Consider the following 16,708-nt stretch of genomic DNA (forward strand, 5'->3'; position numbering starts at 1 on the left):
AACGCATCGAAGGACACCACAATGAGCAACACCGCCGCATCCAGGAAGCCGACCGGCCAGGCCCACCAGGGCCTCGACGGCGACGGTGGCACCGACGAGTTCCTGACCTTCGCCCTGGGCGAGGAGGAGTACGGCGTGGAGATCCTCAAGGTGCAGGAGATCCGCGGTTACGACGCGGTCACCCGCCTGCCGGACGCGCCCGACTACATCAAGGGCGTGATCAACCTGCGCGGCGTGATCGTGCCGGTGATCGACATGCGCCTGAAGTTCCGCCTGGCGGCCGAATACAACGCGCTGACGGTGATGATCGTGCTCAACATCGGCGACCGCGTCGTCGGCATCGTGGTCGACAGCGTGTCCGACGTGGTGCGGCTGGGCGGCGAGCAGATCCGCGAGGTCCCCGAGCTGGGCGCGGCGATCGACCGCCAGTTCCTGACCGGCATCGGCACCCTCGACGAGCGCATGCTGATCCTGCTCGACATCGAGCGGCTGATGACCAGCGCCGAGATGGGCCTGATGTCGGAAGCGCTGGCGGCGTAAGCCGGCGCGGCCGCGGAGGCCGGAAGACAGTCCTGGCAAGGGCGCGCGTCGAAAGGCGGGCGCCCTTTTTGCTGTTCGTCCTGGCGGCCCGTGTCCGCCTCTTTCCGCGGCGATGCGCCTGCGCCTCGTAGGAGCGACGTAAGTCGCGACCTGTACATCGCCGCGAAAAACAACGGAACCGTCAGCCGCGACGCGGTCGCCGAAGCAGCTTCGGGAAAATCCATCCGCAAGCGAATCGCGATGCGCCTGCCGCGTTCGGCGGGTCGCGACTTACGTCGCTCCTACCACGCCGGTATGACACGCCTCCATGCGAACGCATGGCTGACGCGGCGAGCGACTCCTCCAGCAGCCCAAAAAAAACGCGCCCCGGAGGGCGCGCTTGCGCTTTCCGGACAATGCCGCCGGAGCCCGGCGGCATCGCTGGTCAGAGCGCGAAGTCCAGACGGACCTTGCCGCGGCCGCCGCCCGGGGCGAACGCCCACTGCTTGACCGCCGCCACCGCCGAGCGCTCGAACACGCGCGAGGGGTTGGCATTGACGACCGAAACGCTCTCGACCTTGCCACTGGCATCGACGGAGAACTCGACCTCGACAAAACCTTCGGTACCCGCGCGCAGCGCATCGGTCGGGTATTCGGGCTCGACGCGCTTGATCGGCTTCAGGTCGGGGTCGGCGTGGGCCGGCACCGCGAACGCCAGTGCCAGCGCGGCCGCGACGAAGATGGAGGTACGGGACATGGGATGACTCCTTGGAGGGGAACTGCTTTGAGGGGTGCCCCATACATCGGCGCCCGTCGCCGATTCTTTCGCGGCCATTGTATGAACTGTGATGGCCGCCACGTTGCACAGGCTTCCCCCACCGCGCGGCGACGGGATGGCAGCTCCGCTTAGGAGCGACGTAAGTCGCGACCTGTACATCGCCCCAGTGTTCGCCGGGTCGCGACTTGCGTCGCTCCTGCATCGACGCGGTCCGCAGCACCGCCCGCACTCCGCACTTCAGGCATGCAAACGCAGCTCGACCGGCCCCGCGCGCTCCGCCGATCCCGGCACAACCAGGCCGCCTAAAGTTTCCCGCCGCCTCGCCGATGGTCTGGGAGTCGACCCATGACGGGTCCGCCACTGCCCCGAGGTTCCCATGTCCAAACGCCCCTCCTCCTCACTGATCGACCAGGCGCTCGCGCCGGCGACGCGACTGATGGCGCGCCTGCGCTTCAGCCAGAAGGCGTTGGTGATCGGCGCATCCTTCATGCTGACCTGCGGCGTGCTTGGCGGCATGCTGATCGTCAATGCCACCGGCTCGCTGGGCGAGGCGCGCATGCAGCGCGACGCGATCGCACCGATCGCCCGGCTGCAGAACGCCATGCTGGCCATGCAGGAGCACCGCCAGCTGGTGGTCCGCGCGGCGGCCGGGGACGAAGTCTCCGAACAGGCCATCGACGACGCGGCCGCCAGGGTCACCACGAACCTGCAGACGGTCGAGCGCTGGGCAGGTGCAAGCCTGGTCGACCCCGCGCTGCAGAAGGCCTTCGACGAAGCGAACGCTGCCTGGAAGACGGCCACGGGTGAACACGCGGACGTCGCCGCCGGCGTCCAGGCCCGCGACAACGCCAACCGCAAGCTGCGCCAGGTGATCGGCCTGATGGCCGACCTCTCGGGGCTCTCGCGGGCCGACCGCGCGCAGATCCTTTACGCCAACAACATGGCGACCGAATGGCTGCCGACACTGGCCGAGTACACCTCGCAGCAGGCCGCGACCGCGATGACCGTGCTCGGCAGCGGCGCGATCTGGGTCGACGACCGCACCACGCTGGCCATCACGCGCAACATGCAGGGCTTCCTGCGGCGTCGCGCCGAGCTGGATGCGAACAGTGCCGCCGAAGCGATGCCCGAACTCGCCGAGCACGTTGGCAAGCGATTGGAAGCCGCGCTGGCCGCCGTCGACAAGCAGAACGCCTACATCCAGGAAAACATCCTCGATGCGGCGATGCTGGAGAAGCCGGTCTCGGCCATGGCGGCGCGTGAGGAAGCCACCCGTGCGGCGCTGGGTGCGGCGCTGATCGGCGCCAACAACGGCCTGCGCGTCGCCGCCGATGCGGAAATCGCCGGCCTGCAACGCCAGCTGTGGCTGACCTGGCTGTTCATCGTCGCGATGGTGCTGGTGACGGCCTACCTGTTCCTCGGCTTCACCCGCAGCACCCGCAGCTCGCTGCAGCGCATCGAAGCCGCCTCCAGGTCGATCGCCGCCGGCGAGTTCCCCGAGCGCGTCACCGTCGACAGCCGCGACGAGCTGCACGACATTGGCGTCAGCCTCGGCTCGGCGGTCGCCAGCCTGCGCCAGTTTGCCGACGCCCAGCGCGGCCTGTTCGAAGCCCACCAGGCCGGCCAGGTCGACGAGCGCCTCGACAGCAACGCGTTCCGCGGCTCCTTCGGCGTCATGGCCGAGGAGATCAACACCCTGGTCGGCTCGCACATCGAACTGCAGACCCGCGTGGTCGCGATCGTCGACGCCTACGGCCGCGGCGACCTGTCGGAAGACATCGAGCGGCTGCCGGGCCAGAAGGCGCGCATCACCGAGGCGGTGGACGACGTCAAGGCACGCATGCTGGCCGTCAACGGCGAGATCAAGAACCTGGTCGACGCCGCCGTGGCCGGCGACTTCAGCCAGCGCGGCGACGCGACGCGGTTCGAGTTCGTCTACCGCGAGATGGTCGACGGCCTCAACGAGCTGATGGAAAGCGCCGACCGCGGCCTGGCCGAAGTGGGCGAGCTGCTGGCGGCGGTGGCCGAAGGCGACCTCACCCGCAGCGCCGACGACACCCTACCCGGCCAGTTCGGCGAGCTCGCGCGCAACGCCAACGGCACCGTGCGCCAGCTGGCGCAGGTGGTCGGCGAAATCCGCCAGGGCAGCGACGCGATCAGCTCGGCCGCCGGCGAGATCTCCGCCGGCAACAACGACCTGTCGCAGCGCACCGAGCAGCAGGCCGCCTCGCTCGAGGAAACCGCATCCTCGATGGAGGAGCTGACCTCCACCGTGCGGCAGAACGCCGACAACGCCCGCCAGGCCAACCAGCTGGCGATCGGCGCGGCCGACGTCGCCGAACAGGGCGGCCAGGTGGTCGGCAAGGTCGTGCACACGATGAGCGCGATCAACGAGTCCTCCCGCAAGATCAACGACATCATCGGCGTGATCGACGGCATCGCCTTCCAGACCAACATCCTCGCGCTCAACGCGGCGGTCGAGGCCGCGCGCGCCGGCGAGCAGGGCCGCGGCTTCGCGGTGGTCGCCTCGGAAGTGCGCTCGCTCGCGCAGCGTTCGGCCAACGCCGCCAAGGAGATCAAGCAGTTGATCACCGACTCGGTCGGCAAGGTCGAGGAAGGCAGCCAGCTGGTCGACCAGGCCGGCAAGACCATGGACGAGATCGTCAGCAGCGTGAAGCGGGTCACCGACATCATCGCCGACATCTCCGCCGCGTCGCAGGAGCAGAGCAGCGGCATCGAGCAGGTCAACCAGGCCGTGCTGCAGATGGACGAAGGCACCCAGCAGAACGCCGCGCTGGTCGAGGAGGCCTCGGCCGCGGCGCGCAGCCTGGAGCAGCAGTCCTCGCACCTGGTGCAGACCGTCGCCGCGTTCCGCCTGAACGCCCGCGAGGGCGGCGTGCAGACGCCGGTGGCGACCATCACCCGCGTTGCCGAGCCGGCGCCGGTCGCCCCGCGCAGGGCCGCTCCGAAGGCGGAGGCGGCTGCGCCCAAGCCGCGACCGGCGCGCAAGGCGGCCAAGGCCGGTGCAGGCGCCGGTGGCGACCAGCACTGGCAGGAGTTCTGACCGGCCGTATCCGCAACGCTCCATCCAACACCGGCAAGGCCGCGTCCGACGACGCGGCCTTTGTCGTTTGCGCGTGCGCATCCGGATGAATGCGAACCGCCATCACGGTGCCGTACATCGCCCGGGAGGAGGACCAAAGTCCACACCTCTGGCGCCGATATCAAGGTCGAAACGAAGCGCGACCCGCCGGCCGCGCACCCGTCACCCATCGGCCCCGGAAGGAGCCACCCCGACCCTCCCTCCGGAGAGACCCACCCGTGATCCGCTTCATGCAGAACCACCCCGTCCGCAGCCGTCTCATCGCCGGCTTCGGCGTCCTGCTCGCGCTGTTGGTCGTGCTCGGCGCGGTCGCGCTGGCCAAGATGGCCGAGATCCAGGCGCAACTCGACGACATCGCGCTCGACAACAACGCCAAGACCACGCAGACCGAGATCATGTTCGACCGCACCGGCCAGACCGCGGTGCTGATCCGCAACATCGCGCTGATGGACGACCCCGCCTACGCGACCGGGCAGATGAAGGTGCTCGCCGGCTATCGCGCCGACTACGACACCGCGCGCGCCGCGCTGGAGAAGCTGCCGGCCGACGCGCTAGGCCGCGAGCAGCGCGCGCGCATCGACGCCGCGCGCGAGGCGGCGCTGCCGCTCAACGACGAGGTGCTGCGGCTGGGTTCGCTCAAGCGCGACGACGAGGCCAAGACGGTGCTGCTGGAGCAGGCCGCGCCGGCGGTCACGGCCTGGCAGGAAGCGCTGCGGCAGAACCTGATCCTGCAGGCCGAGGCCAACCGGATCGCCTACGCCGCCGCGAACGAAAGCTACGCCGACGGCCGCGCGCTCCTGATCGTCATCGCGCTGCTGGCGCTGGCGGTCGGCGGCGTGCTGGCCTTCACCATTACCGCGAGCCTGGTCGCGCCGCTCGGCGAGGCCACCCGGCTGGCGCGCGAGATCGCCGCGGGCAAGCTCGACGGTCGCGTGCAGGTCAATGGCCGCGATGAGGTCGCCGGGCTACTCGGGTCGATGCGCGACATGCAGCACGGCCTGCAGTGCTTTGCCGAGGCACAGGGCGAGATTGCCCGCGAGCACGAGGCAGGCATGATCGCCCACCGCATCGACGCCAGCCGGTTCAGTGGTGCCTACGCGGAGATGGCCGGGCAGATCAACAGCCTGGTCGGTGCCCACATCGCGGTGAAGATGCGGGTGATCGAGGTGGTCGCCGCCTATGCCCGCGGCGACCTGTCGCAGGACATGGACCGGCTGCCCGGCCAGAAAGCCGCGGTCACCGCGGCGGTGGATTCGGTCAAAGCCGGGATGCAGGCGATCAACGCCGAGATCGGCCGGCTGGTGGAGGCCGCGATGGCGGGGGACTTCAGCCAGCGCGGCGATGCCGGGCGCTTCGAGTTCGTCTACCGCGAGTCGGTCGACAGCCTCAACGCGCTGATGGACACCGCCGACCGGGGCCTGTCCGATGTCGGCCGTCTGCTCACCGCAGTGGCGGACGGCGACCTCGGCCAGCGTGCCGACGAGGCGCTGCCGGGCCAGTTCGGCCGGCTCGCGCACGACGCCAACCAGACCGTGGAGCGGCTGGCCCGCATCGTCGGCGAGATCCGCCAGGGCAGTGACGAGATCAGCTCGGCGGCGGGAGAAATCGCCGCCGGCAACAACGACCTGTCGCAGCGCACCGAGCAGCAGGCCGCCGCGCTGGAGGAGACCGCCTCGTCAATGGAGGAGCTGACCTCGACCGTTCGCCAGACCGCGGACAACGCACGCCAGGCCAGCCAGCTGGCCGCGGGTGCCGCCGACGTGGCGACCGCGGGCGGCGAAGTCGTGGGCAGGGTCGTGCACACCATGGGGGCGATCAACGAGTCGTCGCGCCGCATCATCGACATCATCGGCGTGATCGACGGCATTGCATTCCAGACCAACATCCTGGCGCTCAACGCCGCAGTCGAGGCCGCGCGCGCCGGCGAACAGGGCCGCGGCTTCGCGGTGGTCGCCTCGGAGGTGCGCTCGCTCGCACAGCGCTCGGCCAATGCGGCCAAGGAGATCAAGCAGCTGATCGACGACTCGGTCGACAAGGTCGAGAACGGCACCGCGCTGGTCGACCAAGCCGGCAGGACGATGGACGAGATCGTCAGCAGCGTGAAGCGGGTCACCGACATCATTGCCGACATCTCGGCCGCCGCGCAGGAACAGAGCAGCGGCATCGAGCAGGTCAACCAGGCCGTGCTGCAGATGGACGAGGGCACCCAGCAGAACGCGGCGCTGGTGGAAGAGGCCTCGGCCGCCGCGCGCAGCCTTGAGCAGCAGGCCGGGCAGCTGGTGCAGGCGGTGTCGGTGTTCCAGCTCGCCGCCGACCGCCACCCGCACGCACCGCCCATGGCCGCCCACGCACGCGGAGCCCGGCCGGTGCTGGTGCCGGTGGACCGCTGACCCGGCGGCAGGGGATGTCCGCCCGGCGCAGGCGTCGCGGGCGGCGCCGCTGCGTGCGTCCGCGCCCCTTCCCCGCCCCCCTCAAGTCGATCCCGGCCCCGCCGTTAACGCTTTCAGGTGCCCCCACGTGGTCGCCCCGGCACCGGCCCCACACCCGGTCCACCCCCAAGGACCCCCATGCCGCAGCGCCTTTCGCCTTTCGCCATCCCCGCCGAGCACACCGGCGCGCCGTGGAGTCGGATCGGTGACGACCTGCCCCGCGACGCGCAGTCCGGCGGCGAGGAGTTCGCCGACCTGGTGTCGCTCGCCAGCGCGCTGTTCAGTGCGCCGATCGCGATGCTCGCCGTGGGCCAGGGCGACGAGGCGCGGGTGGTGGCCGGGCAGGGGCTCGACGTGCCTGAAGCGGCGAACAGCCCCCTGCTGGCCGAATCCGAGGCGCGCGTGCTGCACGATGCCGCCGCCGACCCGCGTCTGGCCCGCGACCCGCTGGTCGCCGCGGGCGTGCGTTTCCTGCTGACCCTGCCGGTGGACGGCGCCGACGGCCAGCCGCTGGGACTGCTGGCGATTGCCGACACCGCGCCGCGCGCCGAACTGCCGCCGGCCAGCGAGGCGCTGCTGGCCCAGCTCGGCCGGCTCGCCGCGCGCCTGCTGGAGCGCCACCAGCTGCAGCGCCGCAACCGCATCGCCAACCAGATCATGCAGGCCGACTTCAGCGCGGTGGTGGTGATCGACGCGGCCGGCGGCGTGGCGTTCGTCAACCATGCCGCCGAGGCACTGTTCGGCGGGCGCGCGCGCGGCATGCGCGGCATGCCGGTCGACATGCTGTTCCCGGCGCACCTGCAGGAGGATGCCGACGCCGCGCAGGCCTGGTTGCAGGGCCACGCCGCGGCTGCCGAGCGCTTCCACCTGCGGGTGGCCTCGCGCGGGTCGGTGCGCACCCTGGAGGCCGCCCGCTGCGCGTGGCGGCTGCAGCAGGGCGAGGGCGTGGCGCTGGTGCTGCGCGACATCACCGAGCAGCTGGAGCAGCAGGAGCAGTTGCGCCGCGTCGCGCTGTACGACCCGCTGACCGGCCTGCCCAACCGCTACGCGCTGGTGGAGGCCTTGGCCGGGCACATCGGCGACGGCGGCGCGCTCGGGTTCGCGCTGGTGGGGCTGGACAACTTCAAGACCATCAACGACACGCTCGGCCACGAGACCGGCGACGCGGTGCTGAACAGCACCGCCGCGCGGCTGCAGGCCGCGTTGCCGGCGGGCACCCTGCTGGCGCGCTTCGGCGGTGACGAGTTCGCGCTGGTGTACCCGGCCGCCGACGCGGTCCGGCTCGGCGAGCACTTGGCGGCGCTGCTGCAGCGGGTGTCCGAGCCACACGAGTACGACGGCCACGCGGTCCACCTGGACGCGAGCATCGGCGTCGCGATCCGCCACGAGGGTGGCGACGACGAGTGCTCGGCCAGCGAACTGATCGCCCGTGCCGACCTTGCCCTGTACAAGGCCAAGGCGGCCGGCGGACGGCAATGCTGCCGGTTCGATCCCGGCATGCGGCAGGAGGTCAACGATCGCCGCATGCTCGATCTGGAACTGCGCCGCGCCTACGCGCAGGGCGAGTTCGAGGTGCACTACCAGCCGCAGATCGACCTCGACACCGGCCGCACCTTCGGCGCCGAGGCGCTGCTGCGCTGGCGCCACCCCGAGCGCGGCCTGCTGCTGCCCGCCGATTTCATCGAGGCGCTGGCCGCAAGCCCGGTGGCGGCCGACGTCGGCCGCTGGATCATCCGCCAGGCCTGCCACGACGCCGCCGCCTGGCCGAAGGTGGACGGCGTCCAGCTCGCCATCAGCATCAACCTGTTCCCGGTGCAGGTGAACAACGGCCACCTGCAGCGCGAGGTCGACCACGCGCTGGCCAGCAGCGGGTTGCCGCCGGAACGGCTGGAGCTGGAGATCACCGAAACCATCGCGCTCAATCCCGACGACGCCGCCGCGCGCTCGCTGGCGAGCCTGCGCGAGCGCGGGGTGCGGCTGTCGTTCGACGACTTCGGTACCGGTTACGCCTCGCTGTCGATGCTGCAGCGCATGCCGGTCGACAAGGTCAAGATCGACCGCTCGTTCGTGCGCGACATGCTGGCCAACCACGGCGACGCCGCGATCGTGAAATCCATCCTGCTGATCTCCACCAACCTGGAATTGCAGGTCATCGCCGAGGGCGTGGAGAGCAACGAACAGGCCAGCCTGCTGCGCGGCCTGGGCTGCCACGGCGCGCAGGGATTCCTGTACGCGCCGGCGCTGAGTCCGCAGGCGTTCGGCGAATGGCTGGCCGCGCAGACCCGCGACCCGGCCGCGGCGGCGTGGACGGCGCCCGGAGCGACTGGCCATGGCTGACGCCGCCCTCCTGCGCGAGCGCGCATCGCCGGCCGACGATGCCGGCCGGCGCGACTTCGCCTTCGACGAGCGCGACTTCCGCCGCATCTCGCGGCTGATCCACGAGCGCGCCGGCATCCACCTGAGCGCGCACAAGCGCGACATGGTCTACAGCCGGCTGGCGCGTCGCGTGCGCGCGCTCGGGCTGGCCCGTTTCTGCGACTACCTCGACGCCCTGGAAGCCGATGAAGGCCCCGAGTGGGAGGCGTTCGTCAACGCGCTGACCACCAACCTGACCTCGTTCTTCCGCGAGTCGCACCATTTCGACGAACTGGTCCGGCACCTGCGCGCGGTCGATGCCGAACGCATCACCATCTGGTGCAGCGCCGCGTCCACCGGCGAGGAGCCCTACTCGATCGCGATCGCCGCCTGCGAGGCGTTCGACACGCCGGCCCCTCCGGTACGGATCCTCGCCACCGACATCGACACCAACGTGCTGCGCACCGCCGCCGCCGGCGTGTACCCGCTGGAACGGATCGCCGCGGTATCGGAGCAGCGCCGTCGGGCGTACTTCCAGCGCGGCAGCGGCCCGCAGGCCGATATGTGCCGGGTGAAGCCGGCGTTGCAGTCGCTGGTGAGCTTCCGCCAGCTCAACCTGCTCGACGCGGACTACGGCCTGCGCGGCGGCTTCCAGGCGGTGTTCTGCCGCAACGTGATGATCTACTTCGACAAGCCGACGCAGTACGCGGTGCTGAGCCGCATGGCGCCATTGCTTGCACCGGGCGGCCTGCTGTTCGCCGGCCATTCGGAAAGCTTCGGCCACGCGCAGGACCTGGTCATGCCGTGCGGACGCACCGTCTACCGCGCCGCGCCGGGCCTGGGGGCACGCCGATGAACGCGGTCCTGCCGCTCGCCGAGGCCGCGCCCGGCCGCTACTACGACAACACGCTGCAGACCGAGGCGATCAAGCTGCTGCCGGCCGACTATGTCGCCACCGGCGACCCGGTCGCGCTGGTCACCCTGCTCGGCTCGTGCGTGGCGGCCTGCCTGTACGACCCGGCGGTGAAGGTGGGCGGCATGAACCACTTCATGCTGCCCGGCGAGGACGGCAAGAGCGTGTGCGCCCGTTACGGCGCGCACGCGATGGAACTGCTGATCAACGACCTGCTCAAGCGCGGTGCGCGGCGGCCGCGGCTGCTGGCCAAGGTGTTCGGCGGCGGCAACGTGCTCAGCGGCTTCCACACCGACCCGATCGGCACCCGCAACGCGCGGTTCGTGCTCGAATACCTGGCCGCCGAGCGCATCCCGGTCATGGCGCAGGACCTCGGCGACATCCACCCGCGCAAGGTCTGCTTCTTCGCCCAGACCGGCCGCACCCTGGTCAAGCGCCTGCCGACGACCCGCGACGACGAGATCGCACGGGCCGAGCGCGCCTACCTGGGCAGCCTCAACCGTGCGCCGGTGGCCGGCAGCGTCGAGCTGTTCTGACGGTGGTGGCGCTGATGGAACCCTCACGAAAGCCGCGACGCCCGGTCCGGGTGCTGGTGATCGACGACTCGGCGCTGGTGCGCAAGCTGATGACCGAACTGCTGGCAGGCGACCCGGGCATCGAGGTGGTCGGCGCGGCGGCCGACCCGTTCATCGCGCGCGAGAAGATCAAGCAGCTCGCCCCCGACGTGCTCACGCTCGACGTCGAGATGCCGCGCATGGACGGCCTCACCTTCCTGCAGAACCTGATGCGGCTGCGGCCGATGCCGGTGGTGATGGTGTCGTCGCTGACCGAGCGCGGCGCGGCCATCACCCTCGACGCGCTGGCGCTGGGCGCGGTGGACTTCGTCGCCAAGCCCAGGCTCGACCTCGCACGCGGCCTGGTCGAACACACCGCGCTGCTGCGCGAGAAGGTCAAGCAGGCGGCCGGGGCGCGGGTCACCCGCCTGTTGCCCGAGCGGCAGCCGGCGCCCGGTCCGGCACCGATCGCGTACCGCACCACCGACCGCCTGCTCGCGATCGGCGCTTCCACCGGTGGCACCGAGGCGATCCGTTCGGTGCTGGCCGCCATGCCCGCCGATGCGCCGGCGATCGTGATCGCCCAGCACATCCCCGCCCCGTTCAGCGGTGCGTTTGCGCAGCGGCTGAACCAGCACAGCCGGATGACCGTCGTCGAGGCGCAGGACGACCAGCAACTGCTCGCCGGCCACGCCTACGTCGCGCCGGGCGGGCGACACCTGCGGGTGCTCCGCAGCGGTGCGCGCTGGCGCTGCCGGCTGGGTGACGACGACGCCGTGCGCGGCCACCGCCCGAGCGTGGACGTGCTGTTCGAGTCGGTCGCCCAGCACGCCGGCGGCAACGCCTCGGCCGCGCTGCTGACCGGCATGGGCGACGATGGTGCGCGCGGGCTGCTGGCGCTGCGCAACGCCGGCGCCGCGACCTTCGCGCAGGACCAGGCCAGCAGCGTCATCTGGGGCATGCCCGGCGCCGCGGTCGCGCTCGGCGCCGCGCAGCGGGTGGTTTCGCTGGACGAGGTGGCGGAGGCGTTGCTCGCCCCGCCGCCGCGCGAGGGTGCCGCGGCGCGGTAACCCGAAGCGGCGTGCATCGGCGCCGGAGCGTGCGGAACATCCGCAGCGGGGCGGCCGTCGCAAAAACGACCGGACTCTACCTAAAGCAACCCCGCCCGCCGCCGTTATCGCAAGTGACTGCCCCCGAGAGAGCTCAGATGGACTCCCGCGTAATGATTCGACTGGCTGCACCCCTGGTGCTTACCGCCGTCCTGATGTGTGCCGAACTGCTCGGCTGGCCCGTCGCCGTGCGCCTGGGCGCGCTGGTCGCCATGACCGCCGCCTGGCTGGTGTTCGCCTGGTTCGCCTACCGTCCCGGCCACGCCGGTGCGATGGCGCGCGAGCAGACCCGCCTGCTGGAGGAGCTGCGCAGCTTCGTCGGCACCGAAGTACAGGGTTCGCGCACCGAGATCGAGCGCACCCGCGAGCTGATCCGCGAATCGGTCGCCAAGCTCGGCAACAGCTTCGAGGCGGTCAACCGCAAGTCGCGCGAGCAGAGCGAAGTGGTGGCCCGCATCATCGACCGCACCGGCAACGACAACGGTGGCGGCGTGGACGTGCAGCAGTTCGCCCTGCAGGCCAGCCAGAAGATGGAGCAGCTGGTGGAAGCGCTGGAGGCCGTCGCCGGCCAGAGCGGCAACACCGTCACCCACATCGACGCGATGGCCGAGCACCTGGACGGCATCTTCGCGCTGCTGGAGGACGTCAAGTCGATCGCCGACCAGACCAACCTGCTCGCGCTCAACGCCGCCATCGAAGCGGCACGTGCCGGCGAGGCGGGCCGCGGCTTCGCGGTGGTCGCCGACGAGGTGCGCAACCTGTCGGAGCGCTCGACCGCGTTCAACGAGCAGATCCGCAAGCTGGCCCACAGCTCCAAGGACGCAATCGCCAAGGTGCGCGACACCGTCACCACGATGGCCTCGCGCGACCTGGACCGCTCGCGTGGCGCGCGCCAGGAGGCGGCGGCGATGCTGGAGCGCGTCGACGGCATCAACCGCGGCCTCGGCAACGGCATGCGCGAGATCGCCGACTGCGGTCGCGCGATCGACGGCTCGGTCGCCGAAGCGGTGCGCTCGCTGCAGTTCGAGGACATCGCGACCCAGGCCCTCGGTGCGGCGAACGTCCACCTGGAGCGCCTGAGCGCGATCAACACCGAGGCGACCGCGCTGCACGAACTGCTGCACCGCGACCACCACGACGACGAAGTGCAGGCCGCGCTCAAGAAGCTGGTGCAGCGCATCGGGCAGATGCGCACCGAGTGGGAGCGCCCGCCGCACAAGCCGGTGATGCAGCAGTCGATGGACGCCGGCAGCGTCGAATTGTTCTGACCGCGTCCCGGCAACGAACGAGCTTCGCGATCCCCGCTTCGGCGGGGATCGTCGTTTGCGGGACCACGCCGGCGCACCGGGCGCACGGGGGCACCGCACGATCCGCCGCACCTCCGGCGGCGCGGCCGCGCCACGCCAGGCAGCTGCCGCGCCGCGCTAGACCCCTCGCGGGCCACTGGGCACACTGCGGCCATGTCCTGGCTCTCCGCCCCGCCCACCATCCTGCTCATCGCCGTGCTGTCGGCGCTGGTGGGCGCGGGCATCTGCTACGAGCGGCTGTGCCGGCGCCGGCTGCGCAGCAACGACGACACCGTGCGCCGCCAGCGCATCGAACTGCAGGCGATGACCCGCCGCATCATCACGCTGCAGGAGGACGAGCGCAGCGCGTTGTCGCGTGAACTCCACGACGACGTCGGCCAGGCCATCACCGCGATCAAGCTCAGCGCGCAGGCACTCCACGACGAGGACGACGCCCGCCGCGCGGCGACCATCGCCGAGATCTCCGCGATCGCCGACCAGACCGTGATGAAGCTGCGCAACCTGTCGCTGCTGTTGCGTCCGCCGCAGCTGGATGCGCTTGGACTGGAAGCCGCACTGCGCTGGCAGGCGGGGGCGCTGTTCCGGGCCGGCACGCCGCGGCTGTCGCTGGCGCTGGAACCGTTGCCGCGCCGTCCCGCACCGGCGGTGGAACTGGCCTGCTTCCGCATCGCCCAGGAAGCGCTGACCAACGTCCTGCGCCACGCCGATGCCACCGAGGTGCAGGTCACCCTGGACACCGCCGACGACGTGCTCGAACTGCACGTCGATGACGACGGCCGCGGCTTCGACCCCCGCCAGACCCACGGCCTCGGCCTGGTGACGATGCGCGAACGCGCCGAACAGCTGGGCGGCACGCTGGAGGTCGTGCGCGGGGCGCAGGGCGGCACCTGCGTGCGGGCGCGGTTGCCGACGGGTGGTCCGCCGCACCGCCCCACGTAGGAGCGACGTGAGTCGCGACCCACTGACAATCGGGTCCGACGTTCAACGCGGTTCCTCGTTCGCGCGATGCCACATGGCGTCGAACGCGGCGGTTCTTCAGGGTCAGTGGGTCGCGACTTGCGTCGCTCCTACCGGCGCGGCTTTGATGTGCCGGCAGATCCGCCGGCCGCCGTGCGCCACGCGGCCAGCAGCACCGCGGTGGCCGCGGCCACGTTAAGGCTCTCGACCGCTCCGGTGCCGGGGATCGACAACCGCAGGTCACAGTCGGCGGCCAGGCCGCGGTCCATGCCCGCGCCTTCGGCCCCGAGCACGTAGACCAGCCGCTGCGGCAACCCGGTGGCGAACAGGTCGGCACCGCCGTCGACCACCGTCGCGGCGAGCGCGAAGCCGGCGCTGCGCAAGCGGGCCAGCAAGGTGTCGGCGTCGTCCAGCCGCACCAGCGGCACCGCCTCGGCGCCGCCTTCGGCCACGCGCGCGGCGGCGCCGGACAGCGCCAGAGTGGAATCGGACGGCAGCAGGATCGCGGCGACGCCGAAATGGGCGGCCGAGCGCAGGATCGCCCCGAGGTTGTGCGGGTTGCCGACACCATCCAGCCAGACCGCGCATTGCGGGCCGGCCGGCAGCGCGGCCAGCCAGTCCGCCAGCGGCTGCGGCTCCTCGCGCAGCAGGTCGGCGACCACGCCCTCGTGGTGCGAGCTCGCCGCCAGCTTGCGCAGGTCGTCCTCACCCACCACGCGGTAACCGATGCGGTTGGCCACGCACCATTTCAGCAGCGGCTGCAGCACGGGGATCCGCGCCTCCGAGAGGTACAGCTTGCGCAGTGCATGCGGTCGCCGCGCGAAGGCGGCGCGCACCGCGTTCAGCCCGTACAGGCGCAGCTCGCGGGGCGCCGCATCGACGGCGGACTGTTTGCTTGGCCGCGTGTCGCCTGCCCGTGTGTCGCCCACCTGCATGCGACTGGGCGCACGCGATGCACGCTCTCCCTCCGCCGGGCGCCTGCCGCCCCGATGGCGGCCATAGGGGTCAGCGGGCATGGTCATAGGGCGACGTGGAACCGCGGCGCATGGGCCCGCCGGTCGTGACAATGGGCAAAGAGGGCGACGTCGGCGCACACGGGAGTTCGAGGTGCATTCGCATCAGTGCCCGTCACGTGGGTCCAGCGTCCGATCCGGATCGGGCAGCACGGGCTCCAGTCCGTCCTGCTTGCGCTCCCAGAACTTGGCGTTGCGGATGCCGAGCGCCTCCGGGTCGAAGCTGTAGCCGGCGCCGGCCTTCTTCTGCGCCTCGTAGTCGCGCAGTGCCTTCAGGGCCGGCTTCTGCAGGACCAGGATCGCGATCAGGTTGAGCCAAGCCATCAGCCCGACGCCGATATCGCCGAGCGTCCACGCCATGCCGGCGCTGCGCACCGCGCCGAAGGTCACCGCGGCCAGCAGCAGTACCCGAAGCGCGAAGACCAGCCACGGCCGGTGCACCTTGCGGTTGATGTAGGTGACGTTGGTTTCGGCCATGTAGTAGTAGGCGACGATGGTGGTGAAGGCGAAGAACAGCAGGGCGATGGCGACGAAACCGGCGCCGTAGCCCGGCAGCACCACTTCGACCGCGTTCTGCGCAAAACCCGGTCCGGCGGCGATGCCCGGCAGTGCCTCCACCAGCATCCGCCCCCCGGCGTCGACCACGTTGTACATGCCGGTCGAGAGGATCATGAACGCCGTCGCGGTGCATACCAGCAGGGTGTCTACGTAGACCGAGAACGCCTGCACGTAGCCCTGCTGCGCCGGATGCTCGACCTCGGCCGCGGCGGCCGCGTGCGGACCGGTGCCCTGCCCGGCCTCGTTGGAGTAGATACCGCGCTTGACGCCCCACTCCACCGCGAGCCCGAGCATCGCGCCGAAGCCGGCGTGGATGCCGAAGGCGCTGGAGAACACCAGCGAGAACATCGCCGGCACCCGCTCGACATTGAGGAACAGGATGACAACCGCGACCAGGATGTAGGCAAGCGCCATGAACGGCACCACCAGCTCGGCGAACTTCGCGATCCGCTTGACGCCGCCGAAGATGATGAAGCCCAACGCGACCACCACCACCGCCGCGGTTACTGCCGGCGGCAACCCGAATGCGTTGGTCATGCCTTCGGCGATGCCGTTGGCCTGCACGCCAGGCAGCAGGAAGCCGGTGGCGACGATGGTCACCGCCGCGAAGATCCAGGCGTACCAGCGCTGGCCCATCGCCTTCTCGATGTAGTACGCCGGGCCGCCGCGGAAACGCCCCTGGTCGTCCTTTTCCTTGTAGATCTGCGCCAGGGTCGACTCGACGTACGCGGTCGACGCGCCGAGGAAGGCCATCACCCACATCCAGAACACCGCGCCCGGGCCACCGAAGGCTATTGCGGTCGCGACCCCGGCGATGTTGCCGATGCCGACCCGGCCCGACAGCGACATTGCCAGTGCCTGGAACGAAGACACGCCGGCCGCGGAGGATTTGTTGGTGAGCATCAGCCGGACCATCTCCGGCACGCCGCGCACCTGCATGAAGCGGGTGCGGATCGAGAAGTACAGGCCGGCGCCAAGGCACAGCACGACCAGCGCGCGGCTCCAGATGATGCCGTTGAGGGAGTTGATCAGGTCTTCCACGTGGCGGTGATCCTTGGGGCTGACAAGCTCCGCACCTTAACCGGATTCGGTGGCGGGCCGCAGCCCGCCACC

The 16,708-nt window shown here is 70.8% G+C and carries 12 protein-coding genes; 9 read left to right on the forward strand and 3 right to left on the reverse strand.

The window, feature by feature from the left end:
- The first annotated feature begins 21 nt into the window (after positions 1 to 21).
- Positions 22 to 540 (forward strand): chemotaxis protein CheW, encoded by a 519-nt coding sequence (locus tag U8331_RS12060; protein WP_481131271.1) that lies wholly within the window; start codon positions 22 to 24, stop codon positions 538 to 540.
- 424 nt (positions 541 to 964) lie between these two features.
- Here the strand turns inward: U8331_RS12060 and U8331_RS12065 are convergent, their stop codons facing one another.
- Positions 965 to 1,276: an energy transducer TonB gene (locus U8331_RS12065; RefSeq protein WP_481131272.1), complete on the reverse strand. Its 312-nt coding sequence runs from the start codon at positions 1,274 to 1,276 to the stop codon at positions 965 to 967.
- A gap of 397 nt (positions 1,277 to 1,673) precedes the next feature.
- On the opposite strand from U8331_RS12065, the gene U8331_RS12070 reads away from it, so the two are divergent.
- The 8 genes from U8331_RS12070 (at position 1,674) to U8331_RS12105 (ending at position 14,006) form a co-directional block, all read left to right on the forward strand.
- Positions 1,674 to 4,361 carry a methyl-accepting chemotaxis protein gene (locus U8331_RS12070; protein ID WP_481131273.1) on the forward strand — a complete coding sequence of 896 codons (2,688 nt, stop codon included), beginning with the start codon at positions 1,674 to 1,676 and terminating at the stop codon, positions 4,359 to 4,361.
- 269 nt (positions 4,362 to 4,630) lie between these two features.
- Positions 4,631 to 6,790, forward strand: a complete 2,160-nt coding sequence (locus U8331_RS12075; protein ID WP_481131274.1) for a methyl-accepting chemotaxis protein — start codon at positions 4,631 to 4,633, stop codon at positions 6,788 to 6,790.
- A gap of 177 nt (positions 6,791 to 6,967) precedes the next feature.
- The gene (locus tag U8331_RS12080; RefSeq protein WP_481131275.1) at positions 6,968 to 9,166 is read left to right on the forward strand and encodes a putative bifunctional diguanylate cyclase/phosphodiesterase; all 2,199 of its coding nucleotides are present in this window, start codon (positions 6,968 to 6,970) and stop codon (positions 9,164 to 9,166) included.
- A complete protein-coding gene (locus U8331_RS12085) occupies positions 9,159 to 10,040 on the forward strand; it encodes a CheR family methyltransferase (RefSeq protein WP_481131276.1) in 882 nt (293 codons plus the stop codon). The genes U8331_RS12080 and U8331_RS12085 overlap by 8 nt, the downstream gene beginning before the upstream one ends.
- The gene (gene cheD, locus U8331_RS12090) at positions 10,037 to 10,633 is read left to right on the forward strand and encodes a chemoreceptor glutamine deamidase CheD (protein WP_481131277.1); all 597 of its coding nucleotides are present in this window, start codon (positions 10,037 to 10,039) and stop codon (positions 10,631 to 10,633) included. The genes U8331_RS12085 and cheD overlap by 4 nt, the downstream gene beginning before the upstream one ends.
- A 14-nt stretch (positions 10,634 to 10,647) precedes the next feature.
- The gene (locus U8331_RS12095) at positions 10,648 to 11,721 is read left to right on the forward strand and encodes a protein-glutamate methylesterase/protein-glutamine glutaminase (RefSeq protein ID WP_481131278.1); all 1,074 of its coding nucleotides are present in this window, start codon (positions 10,648 to 10,650) and stop codon (positions 11,719 to 11,721) included.
- Positions 11,722 to 11,858: 137 nt separating this feature from the next.
- Positions 11,859 to 13,028, forward strand: coding sequence for a methyl-accepting chemotaxis protein (locus U8331_RS12100; protein WP_481131279.1), 1,170 nt, complete (start codon positions 11,859 to 11,861; stop codon positions 13,026 to 13,028).
- Positions 13,029 to 13,220: 192 nt separating this feature from the next.
- A complete protein-coding gene (locus U8331_RS12105) occupies positions 13,221 to 14,006 on the forward strand; it encodes a sensor histidine kinase (RefSeq protein WP_481131280.1) in 786 nt (261 codons plus the stop codon).
- 128 nt (positions 14,007 to 14,134) lie between these two features.
- Here U8331_RS12105 and U8331_RS12110 read toward each other — a convergent pair whose 3' ends face one another.
- Both U8331_RS12110 and U8331_RS12115 read right to left on the reverse strand, forming a co-directional pair.
- Positions 14,135 to 15,040, reverse strand: coding sequence for a TrmH family RNA methyltransferase (locus tag U8331_RS12110; RefSeq protein WP_481132974.1), 906 nt, complete (start codon positions 15,038 to 15,040; stop codon positions 14,135 to 14,137).
- Between the two features lie 102 nt (positions 15,041 to 15,142).
- Positions 15,143 to 16,636: an alanine/glycine:cation symporter family protein gene (locus U8331_RS12115; protein WP_481131281.1), complete on the reverse strand. Its 1,494-nt coding sequence runs from the start codon at positions 16,634 to 16,636 to the stop codon at positions 15,143 to 15,145.
- Positions 16,637 to 16,708: the final 72 nt, after the last annotated feature.

The sequence above is a fragment of the Lysobacter sp. CC-YZS074 genome, assembly GCF_056739745.1.

Coding starts and splice junctions, on each gene's coding strand:
- U8331_RS12085 (WP_481131276.1), top strand. CDS start 9,159: ATGGCTGACGCCGCCCTCCTGCGCGAGCGCGCATCGCCGGCCGACGAT.
- U8331_RS12095 (WP_481131278.1), top strand. CDS start 10,648: ATGGAACCCTCACGAAAGCCGCGACGCCCGGTCCGGGTGCTGGTGATC.
- U8331_RS12110 (WP_481132974.1), bottom strand. CDS start 15,040: ATGCCCGCTGACCCCTATGGCCGCCATCGGGGCGGCAGGCGCCCGGCG.
- U8331_RS12105 (WP_481131280.1), top strand. CDS start 13,221: ATGTCCTGGCTCTCCGCCCCGCCCACCATCCTGCTCATCGCCGTGCTG.
- U8331_RS12065 (WP_481131272.1), bottom strand. CDS start 1,276: ATGTCCCGTACCTCCATCTTCGTCGCGGCCGCGCTGGCACTGGCGTTC.
- U8331_RS12080 (WP_481131275.1), top strand. CDS start 6,968: ATGCCGCAGCGCCTTTCGCCTTTCGCCATCCCCGCCGAGCACACCGGC.
- cheD (WP_481131277.1), top strand. CDS start 10,037: ATGAACGCGGTCCTGCCGCTCGCCGAGGCCGCGCCCGGCCGCTACTAC.
- U8331_RS12075 (WP_481131274.1), top strand. CDS start 4,631: ATGCAGAACCACCCCGTCCGCAGCCGTCTCATCGCCGGCTTCGGCGTC.
- U8331_RS12060 (WP_481131271.1), top strand. CDS start 22: ATGAGCAACACCGCCGCATCCAGGAAGCCGACCGGCCAGGCCCACCAG.
- U8331_RS12100 (WP_481131279.1), top strand. CDS start 11,859: ATGGACTCCCGCGTAATGATTCGACTGGCTGCACCCCTGGTGCTTACC.
- U8331_RS12070 (WP_481131273.1), top strand. CDS start 1,674: ATGTCCAAACGCCCCTCCTCCTCACTGATCGACCAGGCGCTCGCGCCG.